Annotated in this window: 16 protein-coding genes; 9 read left to right on the top strand and 7 right to left on the bottom strand. The window is 35.0% G+C overall.

Translation table 11 applies throughout. The features are described 5' to 3' along the window. Window positions 1-216, top strand: a 216-nt coding sequence (locus JOD29_RS13740; RefSeq protein ID WP_205101687.1) for a hypothetical protein, incomplete at its 5' end; no start/stop codon positions are given. Window positions 217-417: 201 nt separating this feature from the next. On the opposite strand, the gene JOD29_RS13735 is transcribed toward JOD29_RS13740, so the two are convergent. From JOD29_RS13735 to dnaA, 7 genes are all read right to left on the bottom strand, one after another. Continuing rightward, window positions 418-1494 carry an HD-GYP domain-containing protein gene (locus JOD29_RS13735; RefSeq protein WP_124765759.1) on the bottom strand — a complete coding sequence of 359 codons (1077 nt, stop codon included), beginning with the start codon at window positions 1492-1494 and terminating at the stop codon, window positions 418-420. Between the two features lie 250 nt (window positions 1495-1744). Then, a complete protein-coding gene (gene gyrA / locus JOD29_RS13730; protein ID WP_124765756.1) occupies window positions 1745-4312 on the bottom strand; it encodes a DNA gyrase subunit A in 2568 nt (855 codons plus the stop codon). Between the two features lie 27 nt (window positions 4313-4339). Further along, on the bottom strand, window positions 4340-6268 hold the full coding sequence (gene gyrB / locus JOD29_RS13725) for a DNA topoisomerase (ATP-hydrolyzing) subunit B (RefSeq protein WP_124765754.1): 1929 nt from the start codon (window positions 6266-6268) through the stop codon (window positions 4340-4342). A 103-nt stretch (window positions 6269-6371) separates the two neighbouring features. Beyond that, window positions 6372-7484 carry a DNA replication/repair protein RecF gene (gene recF / locus JOD29_RS13720; protein WP_124765752.1) on the bottom strand — a complete coding sequence of 371 codons (1113 nt, stop codon included), beginning with the start codon at window positions 7482-7484 and terminating at the stop codon, window positions 6372-6374. Between the two features lie 2 nt (window positions 7485-7486). Further along, entirely contained in the window at window positions 7487-7711 is a 225-nt protein-coding gene (yaaA, locus tag JOD29_RS13715; protein WP_124765750.1) for a S4 domain-containing protein YaaA, read from the bottom strand. 354 nt (window positions 7712-8065) lie between these two features. Continuing rightward, window positions 8066-9202 carry a DNA polymerase III subunit beta gene (dnaN, locus tag JOD29_RS13710; protein ID WP_124765748.1) on the bottom strand — a complete coding sequence of 379 codons (1137 nt, stop codon included), beginning with the start codon at window positions 9200-9202 and terminating at the stop codon, window positions 8066-8068. A 170-nt stretch (window positions 9203-9372) separates the two neighbouring features. Then, window positions 9373-10716, bottom strand: coding sequence for a chromosomal replication initiator protein DnaA (dnaA, locus tag JOD29_RS13705; RefSeq protein WP_124765746.1), 1344 nt, complete (start codon window positions 10714-10716; stop codon window positions 9373-9375). Window positions 10717-11247: 531 nt separating this feature from the next. Between dnaA and rpmH the strand changes: the two genes are divergently transcribed. The 8 genes from rpmH (at window position 11248) to noc (ending at window position 19391) form a co-directional block, all read left to right on the top strand. Beyond that, window positions 11248-11382 (top strand): 50S ribosomal protein L34, encoded by a 135-nt coding sequence (gene rpmH, locus JOD29_RS13700; RefSeq protein ID WP_004233310.1) that lies wholly within the window; start codon window positions 11248-11250, stop codon window positions 11380-11382. 93 nt (window positions 11383-11475) lie between these two features. Next, entirely contained in the window at window positions 11476-11820 is a 345-nt protein-coding gene (gene rnpA / locus JOD29_RS13695) for a ribonuclease P protein component (RefSeq protein WP_124765744.1), read from the top strand. Between the two features lie 123 nt (window positions 11821-11943). Continuing rightward, window positions 11944-12711, top strand: a complete 768-nt coding sequence (gene yidC / locus JOD29_RS13690; RefSeq protein WP_124765742.1) for a membrane protein insertase YidC — start codon at window positions 11944-11946, stop codon at window positions 12709-12711. Next, window positions 12708-13484, top strand: a complete 777-nt coding sequence (gene jag / locus JOD29_RS13685; RefSeq protein ID WP_124765740.1) for an RNA-binding cell elongation regulator Jag/EloR — start codon at window positions 12708-12710, stop codon at window positions 13482-13484. The genes yidC and jag overlap by 4 nt, the downstream gene beginning before the upstream one ends. Window positions 13485-13758: 274 nt before the next feature. Further along, window positions 13759-15144 carry a tRNA uridine-5-carboxymethylaminomethyl(34) synthesis GTPase MnmE gene (gene mnmE / locus JOD29_RS13680; protein WP_124765738.1) on the top strand — a complete coding sequence of 462 codons (1386 nt, stop codon included), beginning with the start codon at window positions 13759-13761 and terminating at the stop codon, window positions 15142-15144. Between the two features lie 52 nt (window positions 15145-15196). After that, complete coding sequence (gene mnmG, locus JOD29_RS13675) at window positions 15197-17092, top strand: tRNA uridine-5-carboxymethylaminomethyl(34) synthesis enzyme MnmG (protein WP_124765736.1); 1896 nt, start codon at window positions 15197-15199, stop codon at window positions 17090-17092. Window positions 17093-17436: 344 nt separating this feature from the next. Continuing rightward, entirely contained in the window at window positions 17437-18153 is a 717-nt protein-coding gene (gene rsmG, locus JOD29_RS13670) for a 16S rRNA (guanine(527)-N(7))-methyltransferase RsmG (RefSeq protein ID WP_124765734.1), read from the top strand. Window positions 18154-18500: 347 nt separating this feature from the next. Beyond that, complete coding sequence (noc, locus tag JOD29_RS13665; RefSeq protein WP_124765732.1) at window positions 18501-19391, top strand: nucleoid occlusion protein; 891 nt, start codon at window positions 18501-18503, stop codon at window positions 19389-19391. Window positions 19392-19504 lie beyond the last annotated feature (113 nt).

Below are 19504 nucleotides of genomic sequence, written 5' to 3'. Positions count from 1 at the left end.
GTATTAGGCACGCCGCCAGCGTTCGTCCTGAGCCAGGATCAAACTCTCCATAAAAGAAAATTTGATAAAGCTCAAATTTTAGCTGGCATCAATTTGATGTCCAAAATTTTTGTTTCTTATAAAGAAACATCTATAATCATTAACGTTCTGTTGTTCAGTTTTCAAGGTTCATTTACCGTCACCTCTTGGCGACTTACTTATAATATCAGGGATTAAAATATAAGTCAACACTTTACAATAAAAAAATATAATTAGATAGGTTTTAATTAATTGTTAATTAAAAGAAGCACACTACATATTTACTTAACAACAATTGTAGTGTGTTTTAAATAGTTCACTAATATTTTAATAATTTAAAATGTTTCATGTGAAACATTCGTTATCAAATTTAATCCTGACTCTGACTCTCAGTATAGATTAGATGATTCGTGAAATGTACAAATTCCGATGCGAGGCCAAATCAATAATTTCAGAAGTACTCATTAATTTTACTAGTGGTCTAGTTGGAGAATATGAATTATTAAACATTACCTCACCTTTTTCAAGGTTAGATAATTCAACTGTTGTACCGATTGGTATATGAGCAATAGTTGAAATTAATGCACTCACCACTTTTATATCAAACTTTCCAAATTCAGATTCCTTAATCATCTCCACCACTTTAAAGGGGGATTCTTTAGCTCGATAGATTCGTTCACTAGTCATAGCATGAAAAGTATCAGCCACCGCTATTATTTGTGAAAAAAATGAGATATCATCACCTAATTTTTTACCTTCTATATACCCACTACCATCCAACCTTTCATGGTGCTGATAAATGGCTACTTTCATTTCTTTTTTTAGAGCAGTTAAATCCTTCACCATATTAAAACTATATAAAGGATGTCTTCTAATCTCTTTAAATTCTACCTCAGAGAGAGATCCCTTTTTATCTCTAATACGTTTTGCAATTTTAGACATACCACAATCAGCTAGTACTCCAGCGATTGCTACCTGTAAAATATAACCTCGATCAAACCCAAGTTTACTTGCCAAAATAGATGATATGATCCCTGTTGCAATACAATGATGATACAGATACTTCTTTGGAACAGAATAATTATTTAGCTTATAAACTTTTGTACGATCTTTAAGGACCTCATCAACTAGTGGTAATATAATTGTTCTTACTTTTGCAATATCAATTATTGATCCTGCTTCCCAACTTAGAAATTCCCTTTCAAATTGATTAACCGCACTTTTGTACATCATTTCAAAAGATAATTCTTGTACAATTGTTTCTTCAGTAGATGATTGTTTTTTTTGTTGATTTTCCTCTCCATCTTCAATATAAACAATTACTTTGGAAATATTAAATGCACTAAAGATTTGTAAATGTTCATTTGTTATTTCGGTATCCTTAAATAGAATTGGATGCTGAGTATTAGCATAGATGTCCTCTGCTACAACTTCACCCAGTTGGAGATCTGAGACTTTAATATATGTAGCTTCCAAACTAAAAACTCCTTTAGTAATTATTATTAAAACAATTTTAATAAGTTATAAAAAAATTATACTATACTCTTAATTTAATATTATGGATTTACATAAAATAATTAATTTTAGCATTTTGAGGAATTCCATAAGAAAATGCTGTATACCATTGTTAAATAAACTATAAATGAATATCCTTAATTGTATATCCAAAATCGGTACTTCCCCAACAAAAAAGGAACCGTGCTTTTCAAAACACGGTTCCTTTAATTTATTCAGTATCGTTATCAGTATCATCTAAGACGTCAGATTTCTCATCCTGATCGACTACATCTGTTATAGATTTATTTTCCTGAACTTCTACCCCATTAGATTCTTCATCCAATTCACCTTCTGGAGTTTCGTCTTCTTCTTCTTTTTTCACACGTGCCACTGTTGCTACGTATTCTTCATCGCCTAAACGAATTAAACGAACACCTTGAGTACTTCTACCAACAACAGAAATATCATTTACATCCATTCGTATTAACATACCGTTAATTGTGATTAACATAATATCTTCTGTACCATCAACAGTTTTTACCGTACACATCGGGCCATTTTTATCAGTGATTTGAATTGTCTTTATTCCTACACCACCACGACTTTGTAAACGGTATTCGGATTCAGGAGTTCTTTTACCATAGCCTTTTTCAGTTACTACTAAAATTTCATGATCTGGTTCAATAATCTCCATGCCGACTACATAATCATCTTCACGCAGTTTAATTCCTCGAACACCAGCTGCAGTACGTCCCATCGAACGAATATCTGTTTCATTAAAACGGATAAGCATTCCATCACGTGTACCAATAATTATTTGTTTTTTACCATCTGTTAAGCGAACTGAGATTAGTTCATCGTCATCATGTAGACTAATTGCGATTAATCCATTTTTTCTTATATTGGCAAACTGTGTAAGTGGCGTACGTTTTGTAATACCAGTTTTTGTTGTGAAGATGAAATAAGCATCTTCTTGATATGACTCAGAACGGATTACCGCTGTAACTTTTTCTTCTTTATCTAAATTTAATAAATTTACAATCGGCAACCCTTTTGCTGTACGTCCATATTCAGGAATTTCATATCCCTTAGTAAGGAATACTTTCCCTTTTGAAGTGAAGAAAAGAATTGAATCGTGTGTTGAAGTGAATAGTAAATGCTCAACGAAATCGTCTTCATGGGTACCCATTCCTTGAACTCCACGACCACCACGTTTTTGACTTCTATACGTATTTGCAGCTAGTCTTTTTATGTAACCGTTATGCGTTAGGGTAATAACTGAGTCTTCACGTGGAATTAAATCTTCGTCTTCAATCATTTCCAGACCGCCAGCTATAATTTCAGTACGGCGTTCATCATTGTAACGTTCTTTAATTTCCGTAATTTCCTTGCGAATGATTTCTAATACTTTTCCTTCATCCGCTAATATTGCTTTCAATTCTGCAATAAGTATTTGAAGTTCCTGATATTCATTTTCAATTTTTTCACGTTCCAGTCCACTTAAACGAACAAGACGCATATCTAAAATTGCTTGTGCTTGTCGATCAGATAAATTAAAGCGCTCCATTAATACTGGTTTTGCTTCCTCACCTGTACGAGAAGAGCGGATTATCGAGATAATTTCATCAATATGATCAAGTGCTATACGTAAACCTTCTAAAATATGCGCACGATCTTCTGCCTTTTTCAGTTCATATTTAGTACGACGAGTAATTACTACTTTTTGATGTTCTAAATAGTGATATAGGACTTGTTTTAATCCTAATACTTTAGGTTGACCATCAACTAAAGCCAGCATATTTACACCGAAGTTTGATTGCATTGCTGTTTGTTTATATAAATTATTTAATATAACATTGGCATTTGCATCTTTACGTACTTCGATAACTATGCGCATCCCTCTACGGTCAGATTCATCACGTAAATGAGTAATACCATCAATTCTTTTATCGCGAACTAATTCTGCTATTTTCTCAATTAACTTCGCCTTATTGACTTGATATGGAAGCTCGTGAACTAAAATTGTTTCTTTACCATTCGGTTTAACTTCAATTTCAACCTTTGCTCGAACAGTAATGGAACCACGTCCAGTCTCATACGCTCTACGTATTCCACTACGCCCCACTATGATTCCCCCGGTTGGGAAATCTGGACCAGGGATAATTTCCATTAATTCCTCTGTAGTAATAGCAGGATTTTCAGATAATGCTATTACTGCATCTATGGTTTCACCTAATTGATGTGGTGGAATATTCGTTGCCATACCAACTGCTATCCCAGATGCGCCATTTAGTAAAAGATTTGGAATCCGCGCAGGTAAAACAACTGGTTCTTTTTCATTACCATCATAGTTGTCTTGATAGTCAATTGTGTCTTTATTAATATCTCGTAACATTTCCATTGTGATCTTGGACATACGAGATTCTGTATAACGCATTGCGGCTGCGCCATCACCATCAACAGATCCAAAGTTTCCATGTCCATCAACTAACATATATCGGAAGCTAAAGTCTTGAGCCATACGCACCATTGCGTCATAAATAGAAGAGTCACCATGAGGATGGTATTTCCCCATAACATCCCCAACAATACGAGCAGACTTTTTATATGGTTTATCCGAAGTATTCCCTAACTCATGCATACCGTATAAAATACGACGATGTACTGGTTTCAAACCATCACGAACATCTGGTAATGCTCGCGATACAATAACACTCATTGCATAGTTTAAGAATGACGTTTCTACTTCTTCACTAATTTTAATTCCTTTAACTCCTGAATGATTACCTTCAGCCACTTAAGTACCCTCCCTTCAAAAGCAAAACTAAATATCTAAATTTTGTACATAAACAGCGTTATCCTCGATGAATTGCCTACGCGGTTCTACTTCGTCACCCATTAAATGATGGAAAACTTGATCCGCTTTAATAGCATCATCTAATTCAATTTGAAGTAGTGTACGATGTTCTGGGTCCATTGTTGTATCCCATAATTGTTCAGCATTCATTTCCCCTAGCCCTTTGTATCGTTGTACAACAGGTTTTGGATTAGCTGATAAACGACTTAATATTTCCTGAAGTTCTTCATCAGAGTAACAATACTCAACATGTTTCCCCTGTTTTACTTGATAAAGCGGTGGTTGTGCAGCATAAACATAACCCGCTTCAATAAGTGGGCGCATAAAGCGGAAGAAGAAAGTTAATAGTAAGATACGAATATGTGCACCATCAACATCAGCATCAGTCATAATAACAATTTTATGATATCTTGCCTTCTCTAAATCAAACTCTTCTCCAATACCTGTACCAAATGCTGTAATCATTGCGCGGATTTCTGTATTAGATAAAATTCGGTTTAAATTTGCTTTTTCAACATTAAGGATTTTACCGCGCAACGGCAGTATTGCTTGGAAGTAACGGTCACGTCCTGACTTAGCAGAACCACCTGCCGAGTCACCCTCTACAATATAAATTTCAGATTCAGCTGGATTTGTAGAAGAACAATCTGCTAATTTACCTGGTAAACTAGATACTTCTAAAGCGGATTTACGACGTGTAAACTCACGTGCCTTTTTCGCTGCAACACGTGCTCTTGCTGCCATAGTTCCCTTTTCAACTATCTGTCTAGCTACTGATGGATTTTCTAATAAGAATCGTTCAAAACCATCCGAGAATAGAGAATTGGTAATGGAGCTTACCTCTGAGTTACCAAGCTTCGTTTTTGTTTGCCCTTCAAATTGGGGATCAGGATGTTTTACTGAAACAATAGCAGTTAAACCTTCACGAACATCTTCACCAGTTAAATTGGCTTCTGAATCTTTTACAAGGCCATTTTTTCGTGCATAATCATTTATTACACGTGTTAATGCAGTTTTAAATCCTGATTCATGCGTACCACCTTCGTACGTATTAATATTATTAGCAAATGAGAAAATGGTAGAAGCATATCCCGCGTTATACTGCATAGCAATTTCAACAGAAATACCATCTTTTTCGCCTGTAATATCAATTGGTTCATGGATCGGCTCTTTTCCTTCGTTCAAATGCTCAACATATGATTTAATCCCACCCTCATAGTGGAATGTCTCAGAATGTTCTTGTCCTGAACGTTCGTCTTTAATAGTAATTCGAATTCCACGATTTAAGTAAGCTAGTTCCCGAACACGTTTTGCTAAAATATCATATTCGTATACTGTTGTTTCTTTGAAGATTTCAGCATCAGCTTTAAAACGTGTTGTAGTTCCAGTATCATCTGTATCGCCAATAACTTTTAGCTCTTGAACTGTACGGCCTCTTTCGAAAATAATGCTGTGAATATGGCCATCACGTTTAACATAAACTTCTGTTGATACGGATAAGGCATTTACAACAGATGCACCTACACCGTGTAGACCACCTGAAACCTTATATCCACCACCGCCAAATTTACCACCAGCATGTAACACTGTCATGATTACTTCAACAGCAGGTTTCCCCATTTTTTCTTGTATACTAACAGGAATCCCACGTCCATTATCTTCTACACGAATCCAGTTATCATTTTCTATAGCAACGATAATATCAGTACAGTAACCAGCTAATGCTTCGTCAATACTGTTATCTACGATCTCCCAAACTAAATGGTGTAAACCTTTTGAACTCGTTGAACCAATATACATACCAGGACGCTTTCGAACTGCTTCTAATCCTTCAAGTACTTGTATCTGGTCTGCATCATACTCGTGTTGTACTTTTTGATCTTCAATAGCCACCATGTTCACCTACTCTTTCATAACCTTAGTATGTGTCAAATAGCATAAGCTTTATCAAAAAATATCATCTTTTTGAAAAACTTTCTAATGCCTTTTTGCACATTTATCAACTTTCTACATCCCCTTGTTTCACGTGAAACAACTTAGCATGTTGAATAGTTTCATGATGAATACCATCAATATTCGTGGTTGTAACGAACGTCTGTACTTCACCTTGAATTGTATTTAACAAATGCGATTGTCGATAATCATCTAGCTCAGATAATACATCGTCCAATAACAAAATAGGAGCTTCCCTTGTCTCTTGTTTAATCAATTCGATTTCAGCAAGTTTCAAAGAAAGCGCAGTTGTTCTTTGTTGGCCTTGTGAGCCATATGTTTGTACATCATATTCATTTACCAAAAATTGTAAATCATCTCGGTGAGGACCTATAAGTGTTATCCCTCGTTCAAGTTCTTTTTGTTTAACTTCAGCAAGCTTTTTTTCCAAATATGTAGCCATTTCGTCGGCAGTCCACTTTGCATCCAATCCTGTTGTAGGCCGATACTTAATTGTCAATTTTTCGAGACTGCGAGAAATGCCTGAATGAATTGGTTCAGCCCATTCTTGTAAAAGTTCTACAAAGTGGAATCTTTTAAGAATAATTTGAACAGCTGACTGAATATATTGTTCTGTATAAATTTCAAATAAGACGGGATCAATACTCGCCTTTCCTTGATTACTTTTTAACAAGTGGTTACGTTGTTTTAGTAATTTCTGAAATGTTAACAATTCGTGTAAATATACTGGTGATATTTGGCCGATTTCCATATCAATGAATCGTCTACGTACCTGTGGACTTCCCTTTACAACATTCAAGTCCTCTGGTGCAAACATAACGACATTCATTTGCCCAATATAATTACTTAATTTTGATTGTTCCAAGTGGTTTACTTTTGCTTTTTTCCCTTTTTTTGTAATAGATAGTTCCATTGGAATATTACCGTAGCGATTGTTTATAACACCCTCTATTTTACCATACTCTGCTTTCCAACGTATCAATTCTTTATCATTACTTGTTCTGTGGGATTTTGCCATAGCTAATACATAAATGGATTCCATTAAATTGGTTTTCCCTTGGGCATTTTCACCTATAAACACATTGATTTTTGGTGAAAAGTTTAACTCTAATGATTCGTAATTGCGATAATTTGAAAGCTGTAGATGCTCTATGATCATTACTATTCCCCACTATTATTGACAATCACAAATCTACCAGTGCCAGGGATTGTTACAACATCATCTTGTCGAAGTTTACGTCCACGACGTCTATCAATTTCCCCGTTTACATAAACATCATTTTCTTCTAAAAACCATTTCGCCATACCACCAGAGCTAATAGCATCAGTTAATTTTAAAGCCTGTCCTAGTGTAATATACTCTGTATCAATAACGATTTCGTTCAAAATTAATTCATCCTCCGATTCAAGACATCTATCTCTCTATCATACCGAAAAAATGTAATTAAGCCAAGAAAAGCGAAGTAACCATCTTTTTCAAACCTCTATTACTTCCCTCTCCCTCTACAAAGTAAGATCGATCAACCATACATTGCAGAAAAAAAGTAGGAATAACTATTTTCATAGTGAAGAATAATTAATGATTCCAAAGCATAATGTGGGTATTAGAAAAAAGTGGCTTGTCAATAAAGTAAAAAAGGTCAGGTGGCATTACTAATGTGAAATACATAATAAAACACAACATAATTTGCAAAATAAAAAAAGATAGCCGCTAACACAGCTATCAGTTTCTTTGTATTTTTAGTAAGTTCTAACCGGTAAGATCAATTGAAGAATTGCATCATCTATTACAGAACGAAGAATAAATGGTCGCATAGCACCAGTAAATTGAATAATAACATCTTGTCCATCAATAGCCTTCAATGCTTCCATCATGTATTTGGCACTGAATGAGATTTTTAAATTCTCTCCATCAAGGGCTTCAACTTGAATTTGTTCTTCAACTTTACCGATTTCAGGTGAGTTCGATGAAATTTCAACGATATTACCTTCAAATGTCTCAAAGCGCACAACATTATTTCGATCTTCTCTAGCTAATAACGAGGCACGGTCAATTGCTTGTAATAGTGATTTCCCGTTGATCGTAACGTTTGTTTTAAATTCAGCGGGAATTAATCTAGTAGTATCAGGGTAATTACCTTCTAACAAACGTGAGAAGAATAATACATTTTCAGTTTTAAATAAAACTTGTTGACTAGTAATCACAATTTGAACAGGGTTTGTAGAATCCTCAAGCACTTTATTTAATTCATTTAAACTTTTACCAGGGATCACAACAGAATTAACATCTGTAGGGACTTGTTCTAATTTTGTTTTTCTTCTAGCTAAACGATGGCTATCTGTTGCAACACAAACTAATTCATCATCTTGAATTTGCCAATTAACACCCGTTAAGACTGGGCGGCTTTCAGATGCTGCAACTGCAAATACTGTTTCACGAATAATAGATTTTAATAAGTCAGCTGGTAAAGAAAATGAACCATCTGCTGAAACTTCAGGTAATAATGGATATTCAGAAGCATCAGAACCAATTAAGTGGAACTCTGATTTACCTGAGCGAATATGTGTTTGTAAACCGTTTACTACTTCAATTTCAACATCATTAGTTGGTAGTTTACGAACAATTTCATTGAACATGCGAGCTTGTAAGACAATCGATCCCGTTTCTGTAATGTTGATTAACTGATCTCCATCTTCTTCAACTGGGATAAATGTTTGAATTGTAATATCCGCGTCACTACCAGTTAAGAATAACCCTTCTTCAGTTACATCAATTTTAATCCCTGTTAAGATCGGAATCGTTGTTTTTGAACTTACTGCCTTCATTACATCGTTTAAACCGTTTAATAAACGATCTCGCATAATATCAAATTTCATTATCATACCTCACTTAAATATATTATTATTTTTTTAAAAGATTTTAATAGTAATAGTAATAGGCGCTGTGGATTTGTGGATAACCTTAGTTTTACCCACGAATACCAAGCTATCCACATGTTGATAAAGTGTGAATAAGTTTGTGGGATATTTTAACGCTTATCCACAGTTTATTTTCCAAGTACACTACGAATTTGCTTAATATCTTGTTGTAGAATTTGATCCTCTTTTAGTAAAGAAGCAATTTTCTCATGGGCATGAATAACCGTTGTATGGTCTCGGCCTCCAAATTCCTCCCCAATCTTAGGAAGTGAAAAATCCGTTAATTCACGCGATAAATACATTGCAACCTGTCTAGGAAATGCAATGGATTTTGTTCTTCGTTTTGCCGAAAAGTCCTCAAGTCTAATATTGTAATGCTCTCCTACCGCATTTTGAATATCCAAAATTGTAATCATTCGTGGTTTAGCATTCGGAATAATGTCCTTTAACGCTTCTGCAGCTAATTCAGCAGTTATATCTTTATTGACTAAAGATGAATAAGCAACTACACGTATTAACGCGCCTTCAAGCTCACGTATGTTGGTATCAATTTGGTTTGCAATATGTAGCATAACTTCATTAGGAATCTCAAGGCCATCTGCTTTTGCCTTCTTCCTCAAAATCGCAATACGTGTTTCAAGGTCTGGAGGCGTGATGTCTGTAATCAAACCCCATTCAAAGCGAGATCGTAATCGGTCTTCTAACGTTGGAATTTCCTTTGGTGGACGGTCACTAGATATGACGATTTGTTTTGATTCTGTATGCAAAGTGTTAAATGTATGGAAAAATTCCTCTTGTGTTGATTCTTTTCCAGCTAAGAATTGAATATCATCAATTAAGAGTACATCAACATTTCGATACTTATTGCGGAAATCCCCTGCTTTGTTGTCTCGAATTGAGTTGATAAATTCATTTGTAAACTTTTCAGATGAAAGATAAACAACTTTTGCATTTGGATTATGCTCAAGAACATAATGGCCAATTGCGTGCATCAGATGGGTTTTCCCTAGTCCAACTCCCCCATAAATAAAGAACGGATTATAGGCATTTGCAGGAGCTTCTGCAACAGCAAGCGATGCTGCATGTGCAAAACGGTTACCAGAACCAATAACGAACGTATCAAAAGTATATTTAGGATTAAGCATCCCTGGAGCAATATCATAGTGTTCATCCTGCTTTGATTGGATGATTGGAGCTGGTAAATCAAAATCTTCAGCGTCTTGATCTTTTTGAACAACAAAATTTATTAGTAAATCTTCACCCGTCAGTTCACTTAGAATGCCTGCAATTAAGTGAACATAATGGTTTTCTAACCATTCACGAGCAAATGAGTTCGGTGCAGCAATCGTGACATTAACACCTTTATATTTAATTAACTTAGTAGATTTAAGCCACGTTTCAAAGCTTGGTTTTGAAATTTTTTGTTCTACTTGTGCTAAGACGCTGTTCCATAATTCATCTAAATGTTCCAAGCTTTTTACTCCTTTACTTTCAAATTGAGTACATAAAAATTTAAAAATTATCTATGCTAATAGTAGAATTTATATCATAACACACATAATCACAGCTTGTGGATAACTATTATCCAAGGGCTGTGATAAATTTTGTCCACAGGTTATTAACAATTGTGGATAAAATATTTCCCAAAAGACATTTCCACAAAAGAAAACACAACTATCGTATCAAAAAAATATAGGCATTTCAATAGCTCTCTAAACTTATCCACATAACATTTAATTATTCACTATACAGTTGTCCACAGGGTCTGATTTTGTGTAGAAGCTGTCGATAACCCATGTGGATAAAAATTTTAGGGGGTAATGATTATCCACATGGGTTTTTGGATAAAAGTATAAGTGTGTGGATAAATGGAATTAAAGGAAAGGATTAAGATTTAGAAGGAAAAGAAATATTGAATTGACAATTTGCTAATTAATTTTATATAATGTTTAGGTCTGTACGAAGAATAGATAATTTAACTTTCATCTGGAGGTGTAATATATATGAAACGCACATATCAACCGAAGAAACGTAAACATAGTAAAGTACATGGTTTCCGCGCACGTATGAGTACAAAAAATGGTCGTAAAGTTTTAGCTGCTCGTCGTCGTAAAGGAAGAAAAGTTTTATCAGCATAAGTCCACTGAGCCTCATCAGTGGTCTTTTTTTTCGATTATTTTTGTAAAAAGGTAGGAAAAGACAATAAAGGATCGGATAGAGTAGGTGAAGAAATGAAAAAACGCCAACGAGTAAAAAAAAATGAGGATTTTCAAAAGGTATTTAAAAAAGGAAAGTCTTTTGCAAACCGACAATTCGTAGTTTACTGTTTGCAAAAAGAGGAACAAGAGGAATTTCGCATTGGACTTTCTGTGGGTAAGAAAATTGGTAAAGCAGTTACACGTGTTCAAATTAAACGATATATTCGTCAAGTATTTTTAGAGTTAAAAGAAGAAGTAAGGCAAGATATGGACTATGTTATTATCGCCAGACATCCGGCGGCCACGTTAGATTTTCATGAAACGAAGAAAAGTTTGGAGCACGTATTAAAAATTGCAAAAGTTTTAAAGAGAAAATAGTCAAATTTTAAAATTATTTATCAAATATTAGTAAAAATAAAACAATTTGTAGAGAGTTACCATTAACACATGATAAAATAGTTTCAATATAAAAATTGAATAGTTGCTTTAGGAGGAAGAAGGTTGAAGAAAAGAACAGGAATTATTCTGTCTCTAACTGGACTAGCATTATTGCTATCAGGATGTACAGAATTTGATCAGCCAATTTCATCTAAAAGTGAAGGCTTTTGGAATGAATATATTGTTTGGCCACTAGTATCTTTAATTAGTTACTTTTCAGACCTTTTAGGGTCGTATGGTCTGGCAATAATCGCAGTAACAATTATTATCCGATTAGTAATACTTCCATTAACAATCAAACAAGTAAAAAGCTCGAAGAAAATGCAGGAAATACAGCCAAAGTTGAAAGAGTTGCAAAAAAAATATGCTTCAAAAGATGCGGTTACACAGCAAAAGTATCAACAAGAAATGATGTCATTAATGCAAAACTCTGGCGTTAATCCAATGGCAGGATGTTTACCGGTATTTATCCAAATGCCAATCTTAATTGGATTTTACCATGCGATTAGCCGTATGAATGCAACACCAACTATTGATTTAGGAACATTTCTTGTATTCCCACTAGGTGATCCGAGTATAGTACTTGCAGTTCTTGCCGGGATAATACAATATATTGTACTAATGACAGGACCTGCAATGGATAATCCACAAATGAAAGTGATGATGTACATTATGCCATTAATGATTGTTGGGTTTGGTATTGTACTACCAGCCGCATTATCATTATATTGGGTTATTGGAAATATCATCTCAGTACTTCAGAACCTTGCTATTTATAAACCATGGAATAAAAAAGTTGAAGCTGCTACTACAGGAGGAGCGAAAAAGTGAAACAAATTACGCAATTAGGCGCAACAAAAGAAGAAGCGATCTCATTAGCGTTACAAAAGCTTGATACTTCCATTGAGGAAGTAGAAGTTGAAGTTTTACAAGAAGCAAAAAAAGGGTTTTTAGGTTTTGGCGTTCGCCAAGCTGAAGTTCGTGTAACTTTAAAAGAGGTAGAAGAACCAGTTAAAGTTAATAAAATCGAAGTTTTAAATGAGGAAGTAACAGTTGAAGAATCTCTACCTGAAGAAGTTAAACATTTAGAACCTATTCAAGTGGAAGAATCTACAGTTCAACAAATGAAAAACGACGAAAATGTGCTAGAAGAAGATCCAATTGAAGTAGCAAAAGCTTATTTGACGAATATTGCTGAGGGTATGGGCATTGGAGATCTAAAAATTCAAGCTGAAACCCAAGGGAAAAACACGTTATTTAAGTTAGAAAGTGAAAAAGCAGCAATGTTAATAGGGAAAAGAGGCGCCACACTAAATGCGCTTCAACAATTAACGCAGCTGGTAATTAATAAAAGTGCAAAAACGTTTATGTTAGTAAAATTGGATGTAGAAAATTACCGTGAACGTCGTGAAATAGCATTAGAACAGTTAGCAGAACGTTTAGCTGACAAAGCTGTTCGTACTGGTAAAAAGGTTTCATTAGAGCCAATGCCTTCATATGAACGTAAAGTGATACATCATACTTTATCGAATCGTATTGATATTGAGACATATTCTGAAGGAACTGAACCAAATCGCCATTTAGTTATTGAACCAATTAAATAATGATGGTTTTCCAAAAAAGGTCTAGTTATTCTAGACCTTTTTTTTTTGCCTTAAAATCTTAAGTTTGAATCTAAACTTATTAACATTAAAATACTGCACAAAATATAGAAAGGTTTTGAGAAAAGGTCGGGAAATGTAGAATTTTGAAATATCCACATGTGGGAAATTGACTTACTTTAGTTTTTACACAAAATGTGTTAATCTAAATCGTTAGTGAGAAGTGTTCGTTATAGTTATCCACATGTGGATAAACTCTAGGAGGATTGAAAACAGAATGGAATTCGACACAATTGCTGCGATATCCACACCAATGGGGGAAGGTGCCATTGCCATTGTTCGCTTAAGTGGGGATGAAGCCGTTCAGATCGCAGATAAAATATTTAAATCGCCAAACAATAAAAAATTAGATGAGCAACCAACACATACGATTCATTACGGGCATTTAATTGATCCGAAAACTGAGGAAGTAGTGGAAGAGGTTATGGTTTCACTAATGCGTGGACCAAAAACATTTACACGTGAGGATGTAATTGAAATTAACTGTCACGGTGGTATTGTTTCAGTCAATCGAGTGTTACAACTAGTTCTGAAAAATGGTGCAAGACTAGCTGAACCAGGTGAGTTTACAAAGCGTGCCTTTTTAAATGGACGTATTGATTTGTCTCAGGCTGAAGCTGTTATGGATCTAATTCGTGCTAAAACAGATCGTGCTATGAATGTGGCACTTGGACAAATGGACGGTAAGCTATCTAAGTTAATTAATCAGTTGCGACAGGCACTACTTGAAACATTAGCCCAAGTAGAAGTGAATATTGATTATCCTGAATACGACGATGTAGAAGAAATGACTGTGCCTATAATGTTAGAAAAGTGTTCTTGGGTACGTGATGAAATAGAAAAGCTTTTACAAACATCGTCTCAAGGGAAAATATTACGTGAAGGGCTGTCAACAGTTATTCTAGGGCGGCCAAATGTAGGGAAATCATCACTATTAAATAGTTTAGTTCAAGAGAACAAAGCAATTGTAACAGATGTTGCGGGTACAACTCGTGATATTATAGAAGAGTATGTAAATGTACGTGGCGTCCCATTACGTTTAGTTGATACTGCAGGTATTCGTGAAACCGAAGATATTGTTGAACGTATAGGGGTAGAAAGGTCACGACAAGTTTTGAAAGAGGCTGATTTGATTTTACTTGTTTTAAATTCTGCTGAGGAGTTATCACAAGAAGATGAACGTCTATTTGAAACAATTGAAAATATGGATTTTATCGTGGTAGTCAATAAAACAGACTTGCCACAGAAGATTGATTTAGATAGAGTAAAAGAACTAGCTGGAAACCGAAGAATAGTAACTACTTCTTTATTACAAGAAGAAGGTGTACGCGAATTAGAAGAAGCAATAGCTGCGTTATTCTTTGAGGGCAAAATTGAATCAGATGATTTAACATATGTTTCGAATGCTCGCCATATTGCGTTACTTCACCAAGCACAGTCAACTATTGCAGACGCAATTGATGCTGCAGAAAGTGGTGTTCCAGTGGATATGGTTCAAATTGATGTAACAAGGACCTGGGAATTACTAGGTGAAATTGTCGGAGATACAGTTCAGGAAAGCCTAATAAATCAATTGTTCTCACAATTCTGTTTAGGGAAATAAACTAAGCTTTGCACAGATTTTGCGCAAAGTTCATATAGAAAGGAAGAAGACCATGCCAACACAATATGAGGCAGGTAATTATGATGTAATCGTCGTCGGCTCAGGTCACGCAGGTGTAGAAGCTGCTTACGCTGCTGCAAAAACTGGTGCAAAAACATTAATGCTGACAATTAACTTAGAATTAATTGCATTTATGCCATGTAATCCGTCAGTTGGTGGTCCAGCAAAAGGGATTGTCGTACGTGAGATTGACGCACTTGGCGGTTTAATGGGTCGTGTAATCGATAAAACGCATATTCAAATGCGTATGTTAAATACAGGTAAGGGGCCTGCTGTTCGGGCATTACGTGCACAAGCTGATAAGCAACTTTACCAACGTGAAATGAAGCGCTTATTAGAGGAAGAGCCAAACTTACAAATTCGTCAAGCAATGGTAGATGAATTAATTATTGAAGATGATGAAGTTAAAGGCGTTATTACCCAAGTTGGGGCTATTTATCGTGCGCAAGCAGTTATTTTAACAACAGGCACATTCTTGCGCGGCGAGATTATTCTTGGAGATTTAAAATATTCTTCAGGTCCAAATAACCAACAGCCTTCAGTCAAGTTAGCAGATAACTTAAAAGAACTTGGATTTGAGATCGTACGCTTTAAGACAGGAACACCACCACGTGTTAATAGTCGTACAATTGACTATTCTAAAACGGAAATTCAACCAGGTGATGACGTACCTCGTGCCTTCAGCTTTGAAACAACTGAATTTATCACAGATCAACTTCCTTGTTGGTTAACTTATACAAGCCAAGAAACACATGAAATTATTGAAGCAAACCTTCATTTATCTCCAATGTTTTCTGGGATGATAAAAGGAACTGGCCCACGTTATTGTCCATCAATTGAAGATAAAATTACTCGCTTTGCGGATAAGCCACGTCACCAAATTTTCTTAGAGCCTGAAGGAAGAGAGACTCAAGAAGTGTACGTACAGGGGTTCTCTACTAGCTTACCAGAACATGTACAACGAAAAATGGTTGCAAGTATTCCAGGACTAGAAAATGCCGAAATTATGCGTGCAGGTTATGCAATAGAGTATGATGCAGTTGTTCCGACACAACTTTGGCCGACACTCGAAACAAAACGTATCAAAAACCTTTATACTGCAGGTCAAATTAATGGTACTTCTGGTTATGAGGAAGCTGCGGGTCAAGGGCTTATGGCTGGAATAAATGCAGCGTCTAAAATTTTAGGGAAAGAAGAGGTAATTTTAAAACGATCTGATGCTTATATCGGAGTGTTAATTGATGACCTTGTAACAAAAGGTACAAATGAGCCATACCGTTTATTAACATCACGTGCAGAATATCGTTTACTTCTTCGTCATGATAATGCAGATTTACGCCTAACAGAAATAGGCTACAAAATTGGGATGATTTCAGAGGAACGTTTTGCAAAGTTCAAACTAAAAGAAGAACAAGTTGCATCAGAAATTGCCCGTCTCCGTGAAGTGATTATTAAACCAAATGAAACAACACAATCAGTAATCCGATCTGTTGGTGGAACAGAATTAAAAGATGGTATCCGCGCGGCTGATTTATTGAAGCGTACTGAAATGCATTATGACTTAGTAGCATCTTTAACGCCTCCTGATATAGAATTAAGTGAGGAAGTAAAAGAACAAATCGAAATACAATTAAAATATGAGGGCTATATTCAAAAGGCCTTAAATCAAGTTGAAAAGCTACACAAAATGGAGAGTAAGAAAATTCCTGAAAATATTGATTATGATGCAATTTCAGGTTTGGCAACTGAAGCACGTCAAAAGCTTAAACAGGTTCGCCCGTTAACCATTGCACAAGCATCTCGTATTTCCGGTGTTAACCCTGCGGATATATCAATTTTACTTGTCTATATTGAGCAAGGAAAAATCGCACGTATAAGTAACGAATAATTATTTTCTACTATATATGCTTGTAACAGATAAAAAAGTTTTTACTTCTATAGAATTGCTTAAAATGAAACATAAGAAACAACCAATTCATTGGGAGCGAATTCTGTTCTTTGCAGGTATTGTCGCAAATAGGTTTGTTGGCCCAAGCCATTGAAAGACGTGCAACTATTGTACACAATTACGCAAAGGCACATTAGATATAAGCGTTCGAGCAATATTGATCATTACCTCGGGCGCTCTTTTTTATATATGGCCATTTGCTATATGAATCAACTAAGATGTATAGCTTCACCATTTATTAAACATAGTTTAATGTGCCATTGATTTAATTAAAGGAGATCAAAATGAACGAACAACAATTTATTGAGGCATTAAAAGAAAAGGGAATAGAGCTAACAGATACACAAATTGCACAGTTCAAAACTTATTTTGAACTATTAGTTGAATGGAATGAAAAAATGAACTTAACAGCAATTACAGATTTAGAAGGTGTATATCTAAAGCATTTCTATGATTCAATTAGTGCAAGTTTCTATTTTGACTTTTCCAACGTGAACTCTATTTGTGATGTGGGTGCCGGTGCAGGTTTCCCGAGTTTACCTATAAAAATTTGTTTTCCACATTTACATGTAACAATTGTAGACTCATTAAATAAACGTATTACATTTTTAAATCATTTAAGTGAACAGTTGAAATTAGAAAATGTAAATTTTGTCCATTCAAGAGCTGAAGAATTCGGTCAAAATTTAAAATATCGTGAACAGTTTGAGGTTGTTACAGCACGTGCAGTGGCTCGTCTATCTGTTCTGTCAGAGCTTTGTATTCCATTAGTAAAACAAGGTGGATACTTTGTTGCACTAAAAGCAGCTGCTGGCCCAGAGGAATTAAAAGATGCAAACAAGGCAATTACAACTTTAGGAGCATCATTAAAAGAGGATTATTACTATAATTTACCAGTGGAAGATAGTGAACGAACTTTATATGTTTTTGATAAAATAAAACAAACGCCCAAAAAATATCCAAGAAAGCCGGGTGTCCCAAACAAAACACCGATTTCCTAGGAAATATATGGGGATAACTCTAAAATAGTGATGGATTGACTTATAGAAAAACATGCACAATCGTTCAGCGGTTCCTATCAATGCATGTTATACTATTAATAATAGACAAAAAAGATTGATAATAATGTTTCACATGGAACAAATTTTCTTAACGAAATGCAGAGATATTTTGAAATAAATTTGCCTTTCGTTGTGCAACTATTTTATATTAATGTCAACTTTAATAGATTTAAATCTTAGTTGTTTCTTAGATTTACTTTCAATGAACTATATACATTTCACTAAGTTTGCGAAATAATATTTTATATAAGAAAGCAAGATAGTTTCTTAAAGGTGGTGCCAATTGGATGAAAAGTCCTTTTTCACGTTTTTTCGGAGGCGGTAAAATCGAGCCAACAGTAAGTAGTGAAGTTACCGCAACGGTAGAAGAAGAGCAAGAGCAACAAGTAAAAACTACTGAAGAAGTATTGAAAATTCCAATCGATAAAATCATTCCCAATCGATTCCAACCTCGTACAGTTTTTGATGAAGAAAAAATTGAAGAATTATCAAGAACAATTCATACACACGGTGTAATCCAACCAATTGTAATACGTCGTTTTGATGATGATCGTTATGAGATTATTGCTGGTGAGCGACGATACCGTGCGATGAAAAAATTAGATTGGACTGAAGTGCCGGCAATTGTGCGTGACTTAAGTGATAAAGAAACTGCATCTATTGCGTTAATTGAAAACCTTCAACGTGAGGAATTAACTGCAATTGAAGAAGCATTAGCTTATCAACAATTGTTAGAGCTTCATTCACTTACACAAGAAGCACTTGCTCAACGTTTAGGAAAAGGGCAATCAACAGTTGCGAATAAACTCCGCTTACTTAAGCTTCCTCAAAATGTGCAAGAAGCTATCCTAAAAAGGGAAATTTCTGAACGTCATGCTCGCGCGTTAATCGCTGTAAAAGATGAGGCTGTTCAAGCTGAACTTGTTAATATGGTTAGAGAGAACGATTGGAATGTTAGACAATTAGAAGAACATATTCAACAACTATTACATCCACAAGAAAAAGAGAAAAAGACTAAACCACAACGTAAAGCAATTAGTAAAGATGTACGTATTGCTTTAAATACAATTAGACAATCCTTATCAATGGTTACTAAAAGTGGTATACAAGTAAAAACAGAAGAGGAAGACACAGAGGAGTACTACCAGATCACTGTGAAAATTCCTAAGAAAAAGTAATAAATTCGCCAAAAAAGTATTAATACATACTTTCATCTGGCTTCAACATAACAAAATAATTACGATTCATGAATACAAAAAAGAGAGCGATGACTTCTACTTAAGTCAGTTCT

The sequence above is a fragment of the Lysinibacillus composti genome (assembly GCF_016908465.1).
In the GTDB taxonomy this organism is placed as follows: Bacteria; Bacillota; Bacilli; order Bacillales_A; family Planococcaceae; genus Ureibacillus; species Ureibacillus composti_A.
This window is presented reverse-complemented; position numbering and strand designations above follow the sequence as displayed.

Coding starts and splice junctions, on each gene's coding strand:
- gyrB (WP_124765754.1), bottom strand. CDS start 6,268: ATGGTGGCTATTGAAGATCAAAAAGTACAACACGAGTATGATGCAGAC.
- recF (WP_124765752.1), bottom strand. CDS start 7,484: ATGATCATAGAGCATCTACAGCTTTCAAATTATCGCAATTACGAATCA.
- dnaN (WP_124765748.1), bottom strand. CDS start 9,202: ATGAAATTTGATATTATGCGAGATCGTTTATTAAACGGTTTAAACGAT.
- rpmH (WP_004233310.1), top strand. CDS start 11,248: ATGAAACGCACATATCAACCGAAGAAACGTAAACATAGTAAAGTACAT.
- rnpA (WP_124765744.1), top strand. CDS start 11,476: ATGAAAAAACGCCAACGAGTAAAAAAAAATGAGGATTTTCAAAAGGTA.
- mnmE (WP_124765738.1), top strand. CDS start 13,759: ATGGAATTCGACACAATTGCTGCGATATCCACACCAATGGGGGAAGGT.
- mnmG (WP_124765736.1), top strand. CDS start 15,197: ATGCCAACACAATATGAGGCAGGTAATTATGATGTAATCGTCGTCGGC.
- rsmG (WP_124765734.1), top strand. CDS start 17,437: ATGAACGAACAACAATTTATTGAGGCATTAAAAGAAAAGGGAATAGAG.
- noc (WP_124765732.1), top strand. CDS start 18,501: ATGAAAAGTCCTTTTTCACGTTTTTTCGGAGGCGGTAAAATCGAGCCA.